This is a genomic window from Paraglaciecola hydrolytica (assembly GCF_001565895.1).
GTDB lineage: Bacteria > Pseudomonadota > Gammaproteobacteria > Enterobacterales > Alteromonadaceae > Paraglaciecola > Paraglaciecola hydrolytica.
Genome location: NZ_LSNE01000007.1, coordinates 261,599 through 279,345, shown reverse-complemented (window position 1 = coordinate 279,345; position 17,747 = coordinate 261,599). Strand labels below are relative to the sequence as shown.

Annotated in this window: 18 protein-coding genes and 1 pseudogene; 3 read left to right on the top strand and 16 right to left on the bottom strand. The window is 43.2% G+C overall.

Going from position 1 to position 17,747, the window contains the following annotated elements:
• Window positions 1-7 precede the first annotated feature (7 nt).
• From AX660_RS14995 to AX660_RS14970, 6 genes are all read right to left on the bottom strand, one after another.
• Window positions 8-823, bottom strand: coding sequence for a class I SAM-dependent methyltransferase (locus tag AX660_RS14995; RefSeq protein WP_068378374.1), 816 nt, complete (start codon window positions 821-823; stop codon window positions 8-10).
• Window positions 824-935: 112 nt separating this feature from the next.
• The gene (purH, locus tag AX660_RS14990) at window positions 936-2,540 is read right to left on the bottom strand and encodes a bifunctional phosphoribosylaminoimidazolecarboxamide formyltransferase/IMP cyclohydrolase (protein ID WP_068378372.1); all 1,605 of its coding nucleotides are present in this window, start codon (window positions 2,538-2,540) and stop codon (window positions 936-938) included.
• A 129-nt stretch (window positions 2,541-2,669) separates the two neighbouring features.
• Window positions 2,670-2,963 carry a DNA-binding transcriptional regulator Fis gene (fis, locus tag AX660_RS14985; RefSeq protein ID WP_068378369.1) on the bottom strand — a complete coding sequence of 98 codons (294 nt, stop codon included), beginning with the start codon at window positions 2,961-2,963 and terminating at the stop codon, window positions 2,670-2,672.
• A gap of 27 nt (window positions 2,964-2,990) precedes the next feature.
• Window positions 2,991-4,022 carry a tRNA dihydrouridine synthase DusB gene (dusB, locus tag AX660_RS14980; RefSeq protein WP_068378653.1) on the bottom strand — a complete coding sequence of 344 codons (1,032 nt, stop codon included), beginning with the start codon at window positions 4,020-4,022 and terminating at the stop codon, window positions 2,991-2,993.
• 228 nt (window positions 4,023-4,250) lie between these two features.
• Window positions 4,251-4,556 carry a DUF962 domain-containing protein gene (locus tag AX660_RS14975; protein WP_068378367.1) on the bottom strand — a complete coding sequence of 102 codons (306 nt, stop codon included), beginning with the start codon at window positions 4,554-4,556 and terminating at the stop codon, window positions 4,251-4,253.
• A 9-nt stretch (window positions 4,557-4,565) separates the two neighbouring features.
• Window positions 4,566-4,976: a hypothetical protein gene (locus tag AX660_RS14970; RefSeq protein WP_068378365.1), complete on the bottom strand. Its 411-nt coding sequence runs from the start codon at window positions 4,974-4,976 to the stop codon at window positions 4,566-4,568.
• Window positions 4,977-5,176: 200 nt separating this feature from the next.
• On the opposite strand from AX660_RS14970, the gene AX660_RS14965 reads away from it, so the two are divergent.
• On the top strand, window positions 5,177-6,022 hold the full coding sequence (locus AX660_RS14965) for a thioredoxin family protein (protein ID WP_068378363.1): 846 nt from the start codon (window positions 5,177-5,179) through the stop codon (window positions 6,020-6,022).
• 58 nt (window positions 6,023-6,080) lie between these two features.
• Here the strand turns inward: AX660_RS14965 and AX660_RS14960 are convergent, their stop codons facing one another.
• The 8 genes from AX660_RS14960 to bglB form a co-directional block, all read right to left on the bottom strand.
• A complete protein-coding gene (locus tag AX660_RS14960) occupies window positions 6,081-6,533 on the bottom strand; it encodes a hypothetical protein (RefSeq protein WP_068378361.1) in 453 nt (150 codons plus the stop codon).
• Between the two features lie 106 nt (window positions 6,534-6,639).
• A complete protein-coding gene (locus tag AX660_RS14955; protein ID WP_068378358.1) occupies window positions 6,640-6,945 on the bottom strand; it encodes a putative signal transducing protein in 306 nt (101 codons plus the stop codon).
• A 125-nt stretch (window positions 6,946-7,070) separates the two neighbouring features.
• Window positions 7,071-7,526: a hypothetical protein gene (locus tag AX660_RS14950; RefSeq protein WP_068378356.1), complete on the bottom strand. Its 456-nt coding sequence runs from the start codon at window positions 7,524-7,526 to the stop codon at window positions 7,071-7,073.
• Entirely contained in the window at window positions 7,510-7,752 is a 243-nt protein-coding gene (locus AX660_RS14945; protein WP_068378354.1) for a DUF3144 domain-containing protein, read from the bottom strand. Before AX660_RS14945 ends, AX660_RS14950 begins: the two co-directional genes overlap by 17 nt.
• Before the next feature lie 297 nt (window positions 7,753-8,049).
• Window positions 8,050-9,078: a glycoside hydrolase family protein gene (locus AX660_RS14940; protein ID WP_082768931.1), complete on the bottom strand. Its 1,029-nt coding sequence runs from the start codon at window positions 9,076-9,078 to the stop codon at window positions 8,050-8,052.
• 21 nt (window positions 9,079-9,099) lie between these two features.
• Window positions 9,100-10,461 (bottom strand): oligogalacturonate lyase family protein, encoded by a 1,362-nt coding sequence (locus AX660_RS14935; RefSeq protein ID WP_082768930.1) that lies wholly within the window; start codon window positions 10,459-10,461, stop codon window positions 9,100-9,102.
• The gene (locus tag AX660_RS14930; protein WP_068378352.1) at window positions 10,461-12,035 is read right to left on the bottom strand and encodes an MFS transporter; all 1,575 of its coding nucleotides are present in this window, start codon (window positions 12,033-12,035) and stop codon (window positions 10,461-10,463) included. The genes AX660_RS14935 and AX660_RS14930 overlap by 1 nt, the downstream gene beginning before the upstream one ends.
• Before the next feature lie 84 nt (window positions 12,036-12,119).
• Entirely contained in the window at window positions 12,120-13,226 is a 1,107-nt protein-coding gene (gene bglB, locus AX660_RS14925; protein ID WP_068378350.1) for a beta-galactosidase BglB, read from the bottom strand.
• Window positions 13,227-14,047: 821 nt separating this feature from the next.
• Between bglB and AX660_RS14920 the strand changes: the two genes are divergently transcribed.
• Complete coding sequence (locus AX660_RS14920) at window positions 14,048-14,533, top strand: RNA polymerase sigma factor (RefSeq protein ID WP_068378348.1); 486 nt, start codon at window positions 14,048-14,050, stop codon at window positions 14,531-14,533.
• The gene (locus AX660_RS14915) at window positions 14,534-15,175 is read left to right on the top strand and encodes a hypothetical protein (protein ID WP_068378347.1); all 642 of its coding nucleotides are present in this window, start codon (window positions 14,534-14,536) and stop codon (window positions 15,173-15,175) included.
• 470 nt (window positions 15,176-15,645) lie between these two features.
• Here AX660_RS14915 and AX660_RS14910 read toward each other — a convergent pair.
• Window positions 15,646-16,851 (bottom strand): annotated as a pseudogene (locus tag AX660_RS14910) (IS91 family transposase).
• 10 nt (window positions 16,852-16,861) lie between these two features.
• Window positions 16,862-17,740, bottom strand: coding sequence for a tyrosine-type recombinase/integrase (locus AX660_RS14905; RefSeq protein ID WP_068378345.1), 879 nt, complete (start codon window positions 17,738-17,740; stop codon window positions 16,862-16,864).
• Window positions 17,741-17,747 lie beyond the last annotated feature (7 nt).

The window sequence follows — 17,747 nt, the reverse complement described above, 5'->3', positions numbered from 1 at the left end:
ATAATTCTTACTTGGTAGTAGGTTTAATAAATTTTAGGGTCATACGATTACTCTCACCAATGGCAAGATATCTAGCTCGGTCTTGTTCACCCAAACGTAAGCTGGGCGGTAAAGTCCATACACCTTTTTCGTGATCACTGCTATCCAGTGGATTAGCGTTCACATCGCTGCTGGCAATTAAGATAAATCCGGCTTTTTCAGCCGCTGCCACCACAAAGGATTTTTTCATATATCCTGATTTCTTTTGAAACTCGTCGTCAAAACTTTCAGGTAATGAGTGCTCGACTACGCCCAATACACCACCTGGCTTAAGCGCTTTGAAAAAACTGGCAAAGGCGTTGTCGATACCCGTTTGGCCATCACCCATGTACCAGTTATGCACGTTTCTGAAAGTCAGTACGCGATCAAGACTGCCTGCTGGGGCAAAGTCTAAGGCTTTAGTGGGATGAAAAGCGGTAACTTTGGTATTACTAAAATTGGCATCAGAGGCGACTTTTTCTTTGAACGCGGCTAAACCCTTGCGGTAGTAATCTGAACTTTTATCATCAACATAGTTGTGGGCAGCGTAATACTGGCCTTTTTCTTTAAGCAAAGGCGCTAGAATATTGCTATACCAACCACCACCCGGTGCAATTTCGGCTACTGCCATGTTTGGCTGTACATCAAAAAAGCGTAGGGTTTGCTGAGGATGGCGATATTCATCACGGCTACGCTCGGCGGTAGTACGAGAATCTGACTGAATAGCATCTTGTAATGTATCGGCAAAAACGGGAGAGCAAGTAACAAGTGAAGCAAGGACTGCGAATTTAACTAAGCGTTTCATACGGATATTCTCATGTTTGCAAAAGAAGGAGGCAAATTGTAAACATTAAAGCCAGCACATGTAAGTAAAAACGGAGTCATCTGACCCCGTTTATTTGTCACTTAGTCTTTAACTAGTGTTTGAAGTGACGCATACCCGTAAACACCATGGCGATGCCATGTTCATCAGCAGCATCGATTACTTCTTGGTCGCGCATCGAACCACCAGGCTGAATAATCGCCGCGATACCCGCTGCCGCTGCGGCGTCTATGCCATCGCGGAAAGGGAAAAACGCATCAGAAGCCATCACAGATCCCGGTACCACTAAACCTTCATCAGCGGCTTTAATACCGGCGATTTTGGCTGAATAGACACGGCTCATTTGGCCAGCGCCCACCCCAATAGTCATACCATCTTTACAATAAACAATGGCATTAGACTTAACGTACTTAGCGACTTTCCAAGTAAACATCAGGTCTTTTAACTGAGCTTCAGTGGGTTTAACTTTAGTGACCACTTGTAAGTCTTCTAACTCAACCATGGCAAAGTCACGCTCTTGTACCAACAAACCGCCATTCACACGTTTAAAGTCAAAACCATCGGTTAACTGGCCTTGCCAATCACCACAGGCTAACAAACGCACGTTTTTCTTGGCAGCAACTACCGCAACGGCTTCTTCACTGACAGTAGGAGCAATAATCACTTCAACAAATTGACGATCAACAATGGCTTGGGCCGTTGTTGCATCTAACTCACGGTTGAACGCGATAATGCCACCAAAGGCAGAAGTAGGATCAGTTTGATAAGCGCGGTTATAGGCATCCAGAATGTTATCACCTAAGGCCACACCACAAGGGTTAGCATGTTTAACGATAACGCAGGCTGGCTCAGCAAATTCTTTAACACACTCTAAAGCGGCATCAGTATCGGCGATATTGTTGAAAGATAACTCTTTACCTTGCAACTGAGTAGCAGTGGCTACCGAGGCTTCTTGAATATTGTTTTCAACATAAAAAGCGGCGTTTTGATGGCTGTTTTCGCCGTAACGTAAATCTTGTTTCTTCGTTAACTGCATGTTGAAAGTACGCGGAAACTCACTGTGGTGATGACCACAATCGTCTTCACATTCACTGGATTCAACCATGGCACCAAAATAGTTGGCGATCATACCGTCGTATTCGGCAGTATGTTCAAAAGCAGCAATGGCTAAATCAAAACGAGTGGCATGGCTCACACAATTTTGTGCTTTAGTCATTTCAGCCATAACACGTTTATAGTTAGCCGGATTAACCACGATAGTCACCGCATTGTGGTTTTTGGCTGCGGCGCGCACCATAGTTGGGCCACCAATATCAATGTTTTCAATGGCGTCTTCTAAACTGCAATCATCATTGGCCACTGTGGCGGCAAAAGGGTAAAGATTCACGACGACTAAATCGATAGGCTGAATATTATTTTCAGCCATGACTGCATCATCCTGACCACGACGCGCAAGAATGCCACCGTGAATTTTAGGATGTAAGGTTTTAACTCGGCCATCCATGATCTCAGGATGCCCAGTATAATCTGATGCTTCGATGACCTTTAGGCCATTGCTGCTTAATAATTTAGCCGTACCACCGGTTGAAATCAGTTCAACGCCCTGACTGGCCAGAAACTGGGCAAATTCAAGAATACCGGTTTTATCAGAGACGCTTAACAAAGCGCGGCGTATAGGGTTTGCAGTCGTTGTGTTCATACTTAGTCCACTATTAAAGGCAACATTTTGCGTGAATTGAGGAAAAAATTACGTTTGTGCAGTTGGATTATAATCCAACTGCACAAACAAAAAGAGCACCCGATGGTGCTCCTTTATAGGCAATAATGCTTAGTTCTGGCCGTATTGCTTTAACAATTTGCGCAAAGTACCACGGTTGATACCTAACATGGTTGAGGCACGAGTTTGATTTCCGCGAGTAAAGGTCATGATTTCCTCTAACATTGGCGCTTCAACTTCAGCCAAAACTAACTCATATAAGTTTTCGATGTTGGTATTATCTAATTGCTTAAGATACTTATTCACCGCTTGTTTAACTGAATCGCGTAAAGGTTTTTGCGCTTGAGTTTGTGAAGGGGTAGTTACCGTAGTAGTAAACGGAGAAGTTACATTTTGTTCGAACATTACATCGTGCTCTTTAGTTAGTCATCATTAAACGACAGACGAAGCCAGTGTAGTCACTGATCCATCTGCCAATCTGTCAAAGTAAGTTGAGTCTTTATCAAGTGTCTCAAAATACCGGTTTAAGGCTTCAAGTTGCTCGGAAGCATCTTCAATAGCATTGAACTTTGCACGAAACTCTCGTTGTTTATCGTGCTCAGCTAAGTACCAACCAACATGCTTGCGGGCAATTCGCGCTCCCGAATATTCACCATAAAACTGATGAACATTGGCAACATGCTCAAGCAATATGCTACTCACTTCACCAATACTGGGAGTAGCTAACATCTGGCCAGTCTGCAGATAGTGTAAGATCTCGCGAAAAATCCAAGGGTTACCTTGAGCTCCACGACCGATCATCAACGCATCTGCCTGAGTATATTCCAGTACGTACTTAGCTTTATGTACGTCTGTTATATCTCCGTTGGCAACTACTGGGATAGACACAGCCTGTTTAATGGCTTTAATCGTGTCGTACTCAGCATCACCTTTGTACATACAGGCTCGCGTGCGACCATGCACCGCTAATGATTGAATACCGTTGTCCTGGGCAATCTTGGCAATTGCTATCCCATTCCGATTTTCAATATCCCAACCTGTGCGTATTTTTAAAGTAACCGGCACGTCTACCGCATTAACCACTGCTTTGATGATACGTTCAACCAAAGCGGGGTTTTGCAATAAAGCCGAACCTGCTAATTTTTTATTCACCTTTTTTGCCGGGCATCCCATATTGATATCCACAATTTGCGCGCCATTGCTGACGTTTATCTGTGCGGCTTGCGCCATCAACTCGGGATCTGCTCCTGCAATCTGTACCGCTCTGATACCCTCTTCACCGGTATGATCCATACGGTGTTTGGATTTATCCATCTGCCATACTTGCGGATTGGATGACAACATCTCCGATACCACCAGACCTGCACCTAAACGCTTGCACAGTTGTCTGAAAGGTCTGTCAGTGACACCCGCCATGGGCGCCAAAATCAGATTATTATCTAAAGTATAAGGACCAATCTGCATCATAACTTCAATCTGGAATCGTGCAAAAAACGTCCAACACTCAAAAAGGGGCGCAAGTTTACGAGTTTTTCAAGCGCTTGGAAAGCCTTGAAGGGCAACAAATTTGTACTTTTTTTAAGCACAGGCGGTTGACAAAAACAGAAAAGACTAAAAGCGCAGTGTGATTGCTAAAATTTAGTTAATAAAAAGAAACTCTTATGTTTGCAAGTAGCTACAAGGTCTAAAAATCTAGATCTTTATCTTGCCAAGCAGAATGTCTTTAAACATCACCCAATCACCCCACAAACTATAAAAAGGATAATCAAAGGTTGCGGGTTTATTGTGTTCAAAAAAGAAATGCCCAACCCAGGCAAAACCATAACCCAACACAGGTACAGCAAAAAGCCAGCGCCATTGTTGAGTCAGTACAACATAAATCAACAAACAAATGATCAATAATGAGCCGATAAAATGCAAACGTCGACAAGTCAGATTCTGATGCTCTGACAGGTAATAAGGATAAAATTCGCTGAAACTACGGTATTTGTCACTCATGGTTTTGGCCTAGTTTGCTTGGGTCATGTTTGCTGTGACCGATACATTTAATTGCTGGCTGTACAGCCACTTCAATGCCATATCGCGCTGGGGAAACATTTGTATATTCCATACTATTTGCCGGTAAGTGGTTTCAGCGAGCAGTTGCGTAGTGAACTCTGATTGTCGAGTATAAGTCACTATCGCCATGGCTTTGATTTGCGGAATATTAGCAATCTTCATTTGTGCATTAAAATCATAGCTATATTCGTTGATTTTATTTATCAACAACGAAAATGGTGCCTGCAAATGGCTGAGCAAAAAGTCATGATACCGATTGACCATGCTTAGATCCATCACGACCCCTTGGTCAATAATCACTTCGGCAATATCGTCTGCCAATAAGACTATTTTAGCAAACCCAAGAGAATGCAGAACCATGAAAACCACCTTCAGATACGATAAGGTAAATTAACAAGATATAAGTTTTATGCCAATGGGTTTTAACGCTTTATTTAGCGCTTTAAACTCACCAATTAATCTAAGCATTCATTAAATTAATCATCGATAATGCTTAATATAAACTTGTTTTTAGCTAACTTGCCCCAACTCAGACAACAGGCAATTTAAAGAGAAAAAATATGAAAACTAGCGTCAACATTACCTTAGAAAACTTTCAACAAGTTATCATACACGACTCACAACAGTGTTTAGTGATGGTTGAATTTTGGGCTGAAGGTTATGCTCCCAGTCAAGAGCTTGCGCCTGTTTTGGCCAGAATTGCGACACATTATCCAGACACGCTAATTCATGCTCGGGTCGATTGCCAAAGTCAGCCAGAAATCGCCCAGCAATTTGGTATAAAAGGTTTGCCTACCGTCATTCTGGTTAAAGAAGGCCAACCCTTAGACGGCTTCGCTGGCCCACAAACTGAAGCACAAATAATCGAATTACTAAATAAACATCTGCCCAAAGTCGAAGATGGATTATTAGAACAAGCACAAGAACTCATCAGCCATGGCGATTACCAACAAGCCTATACACTAGTGAAACAAGCCCATGATTTAGACGACAGACGTGCTGATATCAAACTATTGCTGGCTGATTGTCAGGTAGAGTTGGGGCAGCTTAATCAGGCTAAAGCGCTGATGGCGACTATTGGTTTAGTTGATCAGGATGCTTTATACAAAAGCATTTTGGGTAAAATTCAATTAGCAGAACAAGCCGCAGAATCGCCTGAAATCATTGCACTACAACAAGAACTGGCAGCCGATCCAGATAATCTTGAACTGAAATTAAAACTGGCCGTACAACTCCATCAAGCCAATCAAGTAGAAGAAGCACTCGAATTAGCGCTGAGTATATTGATTAAAGATCTAAATTTTGGCGACGCCAAAAAGCTTACCTTAGACATGATCAACGCCCTACCCGACGGCGATCCCTTAAAATCTAAATACCGTCGCAAGGTCTATAGTTTGTTGTATTAAGTAAAGCCTATATTGCAATGGCGTGGTTTGCTGAAGTAAATAACGCCAACGTTGTGAATTAGGGGCTATTCAGTAATTGTTGATGGCTCCAATCTACTGCTTCATCAAGGGTAGCAAAAATTTCAAAGGGGATTTTACCGCGATAAATGTCATGCCAGATGGGCAGCATTAAATTATATCCTTCTGTATCTGGAGTTATGACATAACTTGTGCAAATTCGTTTACCACCACTAATATCCTTATCCGCACCTTGTTTAATCAGTGTTAAGGAATCAGGCGTGCAAACTACAGATCCACTGACCTGAACAATAAGAGCCCAACAACCTTGAGTTGATAAATCATTTACATAAGGAAGAGACTTACTGCGAGACAGTTGCACAAGTTCAATATTCCAAGGCCCACGTACATGAACAATAATTATTTGCCCGCTCACTTCGACGTTAACATCACCATGTACTGGAAATTTCATGCTTTTTTCACATTCATTGTCGGCAAAGGCCAAAATTTGCATGCATTATGTATAGAACATCAACATGAAGCAAGCTAGTCAACACCCTCCCCCAATACCCAAGTCAGCCGCACTTTTGGCGGCAAATTTAGGCAACTTGTGATATAAATCAGGCTTGTGGTACAGCTTCGCTACGACAATTCCAACAGATTTCAAAAGATACATCATTCTTTTCATTACACTCGGAGCATGTCCACTCTTCTGACGTTTTTCTGGAGTCTAGTTTACTTAATAGTTTCATAGCTTCTAGATAATCTGCATCGTGATTAACCCACAACTCCATGTTTGCAAGTAACACATGTCCACCGGTTGAATTGTGTTCATTTTTCACTGAAACAGACAGACCATTATGCACCAGCATATTTTTGGCGCTGTTGACGAGAATATTGCTTTCATTTGTATAGACCATCTTCATTTTTAACGACTCCTACAAACTAAAATTTACATTGCACCGCCATAAACGGCACAAAATAGCAGGCAATAATCAGCAGCGAAGCGGACACAGCCTGCTGTTTTGTGTCCGAATTTTTAATTGCCTTGTTATAAATCGCGGTACTTTTTAATTAGAAGCTTTGCGCTTAATACACCTTTGCTTAAAACTAAACTTGGTTCGAATTCTGGTTCATCCTTTGGTTCGTATGTAACAACAATAGGATATAAACCAGCCTTACAGAAAAAAGTTGGATCACTAACACGCCAGCTAATACCTAGTCCTTTTATGGGTTCTGAGGATCCATCTAACCAGTATCGAGTTCTTTCTGTAAAGTTATCTGAAAAAATGCGCATCCCCATTGCTTCAGCCTTTTCTTCAGATTCAAAACAGAGCACCGCTTCTTGAATAATAGGTTTATTGACGCAAGCAGATAAAACAAGAATCAGTAAACTTACCAGATACGTCACACCATTCTTTTGTGATTTATAACGCCCCAATATGCCGACGAAAAGAGCGCAGCGAGTTGAGGTCGGAATAATTGGTTTGTTATGTGCGATTATCATATAAGTGCTGAATAGAATTCCTCAAAAACTCTTCATATATTTCTATATGCTGTTTAGTATGTTCTTCTCTCTCTTTTTCACCGTACTTACTAATGATATTCAAAGCATTGTACCTGGCCGCTGCATACAATAAAGATGAGCTTGCTTGAGGCATCGAAGTTTCCTCTTTTATCTCATCGGCTTTATTAATGTATTTATTAACGACTTCCCAAAACTTATCATCCATAACCGAAGATTCTCCTAAGCACATAACAATTTAGTTAAAGACAAAATGGGGTGATTAAACACGACAATTTGTCCAATTTCGTGCAGTGCAATATTTTACTCTGCACACATGTTACTCTTTTATATCGGTTTTCTGAAAATAGTGCAAAACAAAGCGGTTGTATTACCCCACTATGTCCCCGCTCTTCTCTTATTGGACAAACGTTAATTGCCTGTGCATTTAAACAGCACAATATTCAGCGATTAAAACCAAACAGGACACTTAATGCGCCCTGTGTTAGAAATCGGCAAAATCTGTTTATTGATTTGGGGCTTGAAGTTTAATCAGGGTTGCTTTATCGCGCTCAGCAGTCAACCAACCATCGGCAAAACTAAGTTCGCTTACTTGGATAGAACTGCGCCGTGTAGAGTAGTTGTCAATGCCTTTATTTTCAGGCCTGCGTCCGGGGTGGGTAAAATAAAATAGATAAGCTTTGCCGTTGTTGACGATGACATCGGGATGGCCGCCCATTACCCCATCATCTTTGCCTGTACCGGGTTGTTCAAGTAAAGGCTCAGGCTGTATTACCCATGTGTTTAAGTCATTAGAGCGATAAACCCTCAATCCTTGCCAAGCATCGACCACCAGCCACCAATAACCTTGCCACTCAAAAGCGGTTGGCCCTTCACCGCGGCTTTCAATCGGCAGTTTGCCTTTATCCTGCCAGTTAAACAGAGTTGTACTGTCGGCATAATAAACCGACTTACCATCGGGTTCGTCGTTGTAAAGTAGCCGGTAGCCGCCTTGTGGCAGTGCAATCACATCGGCATCTATCACCCGTTCAGAGTTGAGTTTAAGGGTTTCTGCATAGTCCCAGCTAAGTAAATCCTGACTGGTAAAATGCACAATATTGCGTGGATGATTCCAGTCCTGAAATACCCCTGGCACTATAGTCAGAAACATGTGGTATTGCCCCTGGGCATACAGCACATCAGGAGCCCAGTAGGTTGGCAGCGCCATATCTTTGGCTGGCGGATAATGAATTTCAGCATCTTGTAGATACTGCCAGTTGGCTCCGTCTGTTGACTCAGCGATGCCGATAGGTGTGCCATGCACCCATTCCACTCCTTGTAGGTTTTCTGCCTTGGCGCGGCGATTGGTATAGAACATGTACCACTTTTGTTGCAGATGATTCCAAATCACCAAGGGATCAGCAGCTCCGTCATAACGTGGATCACGGTATAAAGGTTTAGGTGCAATAGCTGATTCTGAGGGCATAGACTGGCAGCCCACCAGTAAAGCCAAGCCTAAACAAACACCAATGAGCGACGCTAAATACTTAGTCACTTGTTATTCTTGGCAAATGGCTTAGTGCTTGGCAATTTCTACCGCATACACATGCACAGGCCCATGCATGTTGGAGCGAAATACCAACCATTTACCATCGGGGGTAAAGGTAATATTTGGTTCTAGACGATAATCATGGTTTTGCATATTGACCAATTTAGTGGCCTTAAGTACGGCGGGTTTAACCAGATCTTTGGCGTTACGTGCACTGATGCCCGCTACATCTTTTACTGGTACTGAATCAAACAAGTAGATCCACTTACCGTCTTTGGCTTTAGCGACCATTTCGTTGTCGCCACCGTCACCGGCAAACAATTTGCCATCGCGCGATATATTAAAATGTACCGACCATTCATCACGCTCCATATGCCGCCATACACGTTCACCGGTTTCAAGATTGTAGCTCGCTAACCAAAAATCCTGACCGCGTGGGGTTTGCAAATCATAATAAATAGTACTGCCATCAAAGCTCCAAAATTCGTGCCCGGCAATTTCCATATTCATCATGCGACTGTGGATTTTTTCAGGTGTTTTGCCATGAATATCAGTCACCCAAATGCGATCCACTTTATGCCAGGGGCCTTCGTGGGAATACATCACTAACTCAGGATCATGGGGTGAAAACTGGATATGGTTAAGCCAATCGGTGGATTTCATGATGGTCTTTTGTTCACCGCTTTGAATATTGACGGTAAACATCTGCATGGGGATGCGCTTTTCTAAACGTTCATCCATGCGTACTTCTTTAGCATCGGCAAAACTCAATGGATTACCATCGGCATCTTTGGCTTCGTAACGGGCTTCAAAACGGCTGTCTCGTGGTCCAGTTTCAAGATTATGGGCTGCTTCAGCAAAGGCACCGATCAATAAGGTTTCGTCGTTATTGATTGAATGAATTTTACCCCGCGCAACGGTGGCAACATCGCGCACCGCACCGCTATCTATATTCACTGCTAATACTTTGGTCGGCGTTTGTAGTTCGTTTTGTGGATGCACCACTTCGCCATCTATTGGCGGAATGTAAGTGAGGTAGACATCGCGACTCACAGGCCCCATAAATAAAATGCCGATATTCGGGTCTTCATACAGGCGTGTGACTTGCTGGCTGACTAAATCAACCACAGCCACACCTTTGGGATTGTCTACCGAGATCACCATCTTATCGCCGCTGGCAGCATAAGAGTTTTGGTGAAAATACAAAGAGCGTGAACCCGGCTCTTCCGACAAACGCACCACTTTATGGCCGGTATCCGGATCGATCCAACTTTTAGGGATGGCGGTGTCTGTTGTTATTGTTGCTGCACTGCTAGGCGTTTTGTCACACGCCGCTAAACACAGCGTCAGTAACAGTGCTGAAACAGAGACTAATTTAGGCTTTAACATCAAACCTCTCCCACGATCTTTTTCTCAGCCATCACAGGCCCCATACCAAGGGTATTGTTGCCCCATAACTGTTCGTACTTCCAGCCCGTTAAATCTTCGATAATGGCTTGAGTTTGTGGATCAGAAGGTTGACGCTCACCTTGTTTAAAACGGCCAATCTCAGCCATTAGAATAGTGTGAGTATCGGTATTTAAATGGAATTTAGTGGATACCCAGTAACCAAAAATCAATACCAGAATCGGACCTATGGTCATAATCATCACGATAGATTGCATCACATCGGCACTTTGCATTCTTTCGCCTTTAACTAAACCACCCACTTCCAGTGCTGCACCTACGGCAAACACCGCGCTGGCCTGAGTCGCTTTGCGTACAAAAGTCATCACCCCAGCAAAACTGCCTTCACGGCGCTGACCGGTAACTATCTGATCAACATCAGCCATATAGTTATAGGTATTCCATGGAATGTAATTGAGTATGCCGCGGCCTATGCCAGCAAAAATCAGGGCAATCACTAACCAGCTAATTTGGCCGGTTTGGCTCTCGGGTGCAAAATAATAAAACGAGGCTAAACCGATAATGCCAATGATGTAAGAAACCACCGCAAAACGATAGGTCAGCGCGGGGAAAAACTTAGGCAGTAAGGCAACACAAGCAAATACCGCCCCAACCGCCAGAGTTTGCACACTAAAAATAGCGGCCATTAAATACGAAGTCAGGCTCAGTGATTCGCTGGCGCTATAAGCAAACATGCCACCCAAAGCAAAAGCCGCAAAATAGGTAAAGGCTGCATTAAAAATATCCTGCGAGATATAACCGCCTAGATACATGCCCAGATGCAAACGAAAGGCACGGATTTTTAAGGTAAAACCCAAACCTTTGTACAACTTACTAAAAACCTTAAGCAAAGAGGTTTTTTCGACCTTGGGTTGTGCCAACTCTTCCGCGCTTTTCGTGCGCTCCCAGGTAAATATATACACAAGGCCGACGACGATCATAAAGGCCACGGAAAATATGCCGCCCATGATCAAAAAGGTATCAGGCGAATCTTGCCCACCAAGGGCTGATACTATCCACGCTGGCAGTATCGTTGCCGCTATGGCCGACATATGGCCAACTAAAATCCGCGAGCCAGCAAACATGCCTTTTTTACGAAAATCATCGGTCATTTCTGCTGCTAGGGTTTCGTAGGGGATGAGTACCGAGGCGTACACCAACTCAAAAAAGATGTAGGTGCACAAGTAGTACATAAAGTGCTGACCGCTGACCCACATCAAAGCAAAGCTGGGTAATAAAGGAATGGCAATCAATAAAAATATGCGCCTGCGGCCAAAACGGCGCCCCAGACGGGTAGAGTCTGCATTATCAGAAAGATAGCCGATCAAAGGGCTTGCTATTGCATCGATGATCCTTGCGGAGGCAAAGATAATACCTGCCTGCAAAGGACCTAAGTTACAGTAGGTGGTATAAAAAAACAGTACCCAGGTACTGATCACCGCCATCGACCCCGCCCCGAGTACATCTCCGAGGCCATAGGCGGTGTAATTTATCAAACCAATTTTACGTTCTTTCATGTTAATTCTCTTTTTATTATTCTGATTGCGCTTTTCTTTTGACTAACATAAGTAACGCGCGAGCTACTTAAATGCGCTAGCCGATTAGATGTAGCGATTCATAAACTCCACAAAAGCTAAGATCGCCATCGACTGGCCATAAGGCATTGAAGTCAACGGGATATCGCGATAACCCTGTAAGTCATCAAATACCGGTGTACCAAACGACACCTGTTGTAACTCACCACTGTCATCTACATTAGCCAGCACCGCTTTAATGGCTTTGATGGCGCAATCTTCATATTTGCTGTCGAGGTAACCTTTACGCACAGCCTTTAATATCCCGTAAGCAAAACCTGCTGCCGCAGACGCCTCTAAGTAAGAATCAGGATCATCTAATAAGGTGTGCCATAAACCATCTTTATGTTGGGTTTTAACCAAGGCTTTAACCTGAGCTTCGAGGGTTTCGAGCAAAAACATACGTAAACCGTCATCAGCCGGTAAATCTAACAATTCAATAAATTCAGGAATGGCGATAGTCACCCAACAGTTACCACGCGCCCATAAAGCATCAGCAAAATTATGACGCCCATCAAATGTCCAGCCGTGGAACCACAGGCCAGTTTTGCGATCGGCCAGATATTTGATGTGCAACATAAATTGACGTTTGGCTTCTTCCACATAATGTGGACGGTCAAGCAACAAACCGATTTTAGCCAGTGGCAACACACTCATCATCAAGGTGTCATCCCACATTTGTTGGTAGTTAACCGAGTTAAACACGATGTGCTGAATCCCATTTTCTTCGGTACGTGGAATGCCATCCATGATCCACTCAGCCCACACATCTAAATAAGGTAAATAACTGCGGTTACCGCTGCGCTCCTGCATATAGGCCAGCGTCAGAAACGGCGACATGGTATTGACGTTTTTGGTCGGTGTACCTGCAGCAAAACGATTTTTAAACCAGTCTTCGATAATCACTTTAGCGCTGTCATCACCGGTGATATCCCAGTATTTCATCAGGCCATATAAACCAATGCCGTGAGTCCATTCCCAGTCGTTCCAACCTTTGGTATCGATGATACGACCATCGTCCAACTTAAGTAAAAACTCACCGCTGTCATCGGTAATGTTGACCAAGTTATTGATCAGCTTATCGATGCTGGTACGAATGGTGGAATAAGCAATGTCGTGAGCAATAGCAGGCATATCTGTTGTCCTTTTAAACAAATGGGGTGGAATGCTTAAGTGTTAGTCTTGAATACCTAGCCACTCAAGTTTAACTATATACAGTCATATTAAATCAATTTACGTCACATTAACATAACTACGATTGTAAAAATAAGGTTAATAGAGAGTTTTTTAACAACTGGTTAAGCAATATCATCACAATAAAGCAGTCTGTTTCATATTTGAATATAGAAAGGGCAAGCAGGGGCTAGAAACTAGTTACAAGACAAAGCGTTATCACCACAGAGAAAGCGGAGAAAAAAGTCTCGCAAAATAAATAGGCAAAGATTTATGGGTATTTGGCTCAGTAGTTGAATTGATTTTTATATAGATAGGCGGCTATGAGCGAGAAACGGTCATAGGCCTTGGCTGTGGCGTATGATAAGTTCACTGCCAAAGCGGTCATACGAAAGGTGGAGGTTGAATTGCAAGTTTGTGCCGATCACTGCAATTCGATAGTGGTTATGTCACTAGTTTTCCGAAAGCTACGCTTAATATGGAATTTGCTTAGCAATAGAAGAAACGATAACTCAGACACCTACCTTTGACCTTAGTCAAAATTATTTCTGAACTATTCAAGTAATGCGGCTTAGTAGGAATGTCTGTTTTGTGTGCGTATATTGCAACTTCACAAAAAACTGATAGGCAACCATTTCTTAATTAAACAATGGTCTCACATACTTAGACTGAATCCACTTTTTCTAAAACAAGGCTAGAACCAAAAATAAATTTCCTCATGTGTAATAAATCTAAATTTAAGCCACTAACTAGGAAAACAATAAAACGGAAGCACTCAATATATGGGAAGTGATTTTTACACTATGTCTATTTTGCCCTATGCAGCAATCATAGTGAAAATTTGTCGTGCGTATACCAATACTCAAGCAGACTTTGAAGACTATTATCAGGAAGTTTGTCTACAAATATGGCGAAGCAAAGATAATTTTAATGGCGATGCCCAGTGGTCTACTTGGGTGTTCAAATTATCGCTTAATGTATGTCTGACCTATTTGAAAAAAAATAAGAACAATACGTTTGTTTCAGACTTACTTCCCGATGTGGCGATAGCGGATAGTCAAATATCCGCAGAGCACGATATAGAACAATTATATGCTGGAATTCGTCAATTATCAGAAGTAGATAGAGCCATTATTCTATTGTACTTGGAAGAAAAAACCTATGTTGAGATAAGTGAAATTATTGGAACAAACCCTAACAATATAGGTGTTCGCATTACTCGCATAAAAATACGGCTGAACAAACTACTTAACATAGAGGACCTCTAGATGAATAACTCAATAGAACAAATTTGGAAACACGGTTTCGTGGAAAGCAACCTAACAGCCATCCCTAAAATTAATAATCTGTATAGCAAGAAATCGAAAAACATTGTGGATAAAATTCACCGCATGTATGCGCTAAATGTTAAATACTTAATTGTACTGCCCATTTTCATTAGTTTGATTTGTTTCGCTAAAGGTTGGTTAGTTTTGGCGACCACCATGCCGTTTTTGTTGCTTTGGATTGCTTTCATTGCCCGTAAACAGTTGAAGAAGCTAGATTTGAATAGTAAATCTGACAACAGCTACCAGTATATTAAGGGCTTTAATGAATGGTTTAATGACATGGTCAGCTCATTCACTTGGGCATATCAAGTTTTTTACCCTTCATTAGCGCTTGCCATATTAGTTGAAATCAGAATATCCACAGTAGGAAAAAACCTTATTGAAGGATATTTAGTGAGTTACCCTGATAGCGGCCTGCTCTTTGGTACGCCTTGGGTGTTTTATTTTGCAGCCTGCTTAATCATCGCAGTAGTCGGATATTTTGCAACGACACTTTATTTGTTTGACTTAAAACTTATGTACGGCAGAGTAATGAAAAAACTAGATGAAATACTGTGTGATATGGAGGAACTAAGACAATAGTTATAAGCCAATAAAACATTATGCTTAGCTTAGGAAAATACCGAGACTAAACGTTAGCTCGGTGTGAAACCTGCGAGATCAAGCCTATTAGACAAACGACCGCTATCTGCTAACCAGAGCCGTTCTTTGTTTGGTTCGGCTATGACGGCTTTTGTTTAGATTATCAGTTAGCTGTCGGCCACACTAAACTGCCTTCGCCCTGCTAGGCTGGGACAGCTAGCGGATAATATCCGAGGGAGGAAACCGCGAGAGTTTACCTGTGATGTGTCGTTACTATGGGGATTTCGTTGGTGGGTCGACGGATAGTTGCCTGATCGTTGCTGAGTATGTTTTTTCGAACCAGTAATATTCGTGTTTTCTTCATCTCTACCACCTGTTTCTTCCTTTTTTATATTGCTTCAATTGCCATGATTTCACGAATTTTAAGCGTTCAAACATAGCACGCCTCTCACCGCGTTTCGCCGATGATATTAATGTTGAGTTGATAGTGTGAACGTTTCATTTCTATTACTCACACTTGGCGGTGCCCTTGGTAAATAGGCGGACAATGTTATCGCGACTATTACCATCGGTTGATGGCACTGACGACATTGGAACGGCGCGTTTTCCTCAACAACGGGTTCCAATGGTGGCGCAACATCAAGGGCAGGTACATCCAGTAAATGTCGTGCCAGCGCCAGTTTGCTTTTACTGGCAAGCAACCCGTAATGGCGTATGCGATGAAACCCACTCGGCAGCACATGCAACATAAATCGGCGGATAAATTCATGTGTGTCTAATTGCATCTCTTTGTGCTTAGTACACCCTTTAAGTCGATAGTCCTTGAAGGTAAAGCTGACGTATTGGTCGTTGATTTCGCGCAATCGACTGTTTGCTATTGCTACTCGATGGGTATAGCGGGATAAATACGCCAGTACCGCTTCTGGCCCTGCAAAGGGGCGTTTGGCATACACCACCCATTATCTATTTTGTTGCTGTGTGCACCAAGCACTAAAGTTATTAGGCTCGATGAGTGGCTTCATTTCACCGTAAAACAGCAACGCATCATCAGCAAACAATTGGCGTAACCCCTCGACAAACAACCGACGAAACAAGCGAGACAAGACCTTTACCGGTAAAAAGAAGCCTTTTTTACACGCTCGCCACTGCTGCTTGTCTGTACTTATCCCGCCGCCAGGCACGATGCAATGCACATGGGGATGGTGCGTCATGGCTGAACCCCATGTATGCAATACCATGGTTGTTCCAATATCCGCACCTAAGTGTTTGGGGTCTTGGGCAATGGTTGCCAGCGTTTGTGAGGCGGCGCTAAACAACAATCCATACAGTTCAGCTTTGTTATAAAACGCTAACTGGCTAATGGCAGCAGGCAAGGTAAACACAACATGATAGTAATCCACCGGTATCAGTTGCGTTTGACGGGCGGTTAACCAGCGTTTAGCGGCGGATGACTGACACTTGGGGCAATGTCGATTGCGACATGAATTGTAGGCGATAAGGTTGGTATCACATTGCGGGCAATGCAATTGGTGACCACCCAGTTGTGCACTTCGACAACGTGTAATGGCCGACATCACTTTAAGTTGATTGAGGCTCAGATGTCCTTGCTGTACTGCCTTGTATTGCTCACCATAAAACCGAAAGACATCAGCCACCTCAAGAGAGGGGCGAGGCATATCATGTGACTCATTGCGTCAACGTCAGTGCATCGAGCGGACTGACAACCTCATGCAGTAACTTGGTTGCCACTTGCGCATACAGTGCCGTGGTTTCCAATTTACTGTGACCCAGCAAGGTTTGTATCACCCGAATATCCACTTTAGCTTCCAGTAAGTGAGTCGCGAAGCTGTGTCGTAAGGTGTGCATGGAAACCCGTTTGTCAATGTCGGCATCGTGTGCCGCCGCTTTACAGGCACGACTTAACTGACGTGTGGAGATAGGGTTAATCGCTTGCTGTCCTGGAAATAACCATCCACCATTTAGCATCAACTGCTGAGCATGCGCGTAATGCCACCAATCTCGTAGGTAGCCCAGTAGCACCGGTGATAACATGGCCAACCTGTCCTTGTTACCCTTGCCTTGTTCAATCCGTAAGACCATGCGTTTACTGTCGACATCAGTGACCTTCAATGCCACCACTTCGCTCACCCTTAATCCGGCACCGTATGCCACTGACAAGGCGGTGCGATACTTTAGATTGTGAGCAGCCGCAATCAGGCGTTTAACTTCCTCTACGCTGAGCACTTGAGGCAATTTACGCGGCGTAGGCACCGTACTCAATTTACTAATAACATCAGGACGATTAAGGGTTTTACAGTACAAGAATTGTAAACCAGATAATGTGGCGTTGATGGTGATGTTGGATGTACCTTGTTCGGCCAATGCTATCTGAAATTGCCGCAACTCCTCTGCCGTGGCGTTAGCAGGTGAATGTTTAAGGTACGCTGCGAGCTTCGTTACCGCACGGATATAGCCAATTTGGGTTTTAGGACTGAGTCTACGCATGTTCATATCATCTATCATGCGCTGACGAAGGGGGCTAACCGCTTCAGTGAACTGAGTCATAATAATA

Coding starts and splice junctions, on each gene's coding strand:
- AX660_RS14995 (WP_068378374.1), bottom strand. CDS start 823: ATGAAACGCTTAGTTAAATTCGCAGTCCTTGCTTCACTTGTTACTTGC.
- purH (WP_068378372.1), bottom strand. CDS start 2,540: ATGAACACAACGACTGCAAACCCTATACGCCGCGCTTTGTTAAGCGTC.
- fis (WP_068378369.1), bottom strand. CDS start 2,963: ATGTTCGAACAAAATGTAACTTCTCCGTTTACTACTACGGTAACTACC.
- dusB (WP_068378653.1), bottom strand. CDS start 4,022: ATGCAGATTGGTCCTTATACTTTAGATAATAATCTGATTTTGGCGCCC.
- AX660_RS14975 (WP_068378367.1), bottom strand. CDS start 4,556: ATGAGTGACAAATACCGTAGTTTCAGCGAATTTTATCCTTATTACCTG.
- AX660_RS14970 (WP_068378365.1), bottom strand. CDS start 4,976: ATGGTTCTGCATTCTCTTGGGTTTGCTAAAATAGTCTTATTGGCAGAC.
- AX660_RS14965 (WP_068378363.1), top strand. CDS start 5,177: ATGAAAACTAGCGTCAACATTACCTTAGAAAACTTTCAACAAGTTATC.
- AX660_RS14960 (WP_068378361.1), bottom strand. CDS start 6,533: ATGCAAATTTTGGCCTTTGCCGACAATGAATGTGAAAAAAGCATGAAA.
- AX660_RS14955 (WP_068378358.1), bottom strand. CDS start 6,945: ATGAAGATGGTCTATACAAATGAAAGCAATATTCTCGTCAACAGCGCC.
- AX660_RS14950 (WP_068378356.1), bottom strand. CDS start 7,526: ATGATAATCGCACATAACAAACCAATTATTCCGACCTCAACTCGCTGC.
- AX660_RS14945 (WP_068378354.1), bottom strand. CDS start 7,752: ATGGATGATAAGTTTTGGGAAGTCGTTAATAAATACATTAATAAAGCC.
- AX660_RS14935 (WP_082768930.1), bottom strand. CDS start 10,461: ATGTTAAAGCCTAAATTAGTCTCTGTTTCAGCACTGTTACTGACGCTG.
- AX660_RS14930 (WP_068378352.1), bottom strand. CDS start 12,035: ATGAAAGAACGTAAAATTGGTTTGATAAATTACACCGCCTATGGCCTC.
- bglB (WP_068378350.1), bottom strand. CDS start 13,226: ATGCCTGCTATTGCTCACGACATTGCTTATTCCACCATTCGTACCAGC.
- AX660_RS14920 (WP_068378348.1), top strand. CDS start 14,048: ATGGGAAGTGATTTTTACACTATGTCTATTTTGCCCTATGCAGCAATC.
- AX660_RS14915 (WP_068378347.1), top strand. CDS start 14,534: ATGAATAACTCAATAGAACAAATTTGGAAACACGGTTTCGTGGAAAGC.
- AX660_RS14905 (WP_068378345.1), bottom strand. CDS start 17,740: ATGACTCAGTTCACTGAAGCGGTTAGCCCCCTTCGTCAGCGCATGATA.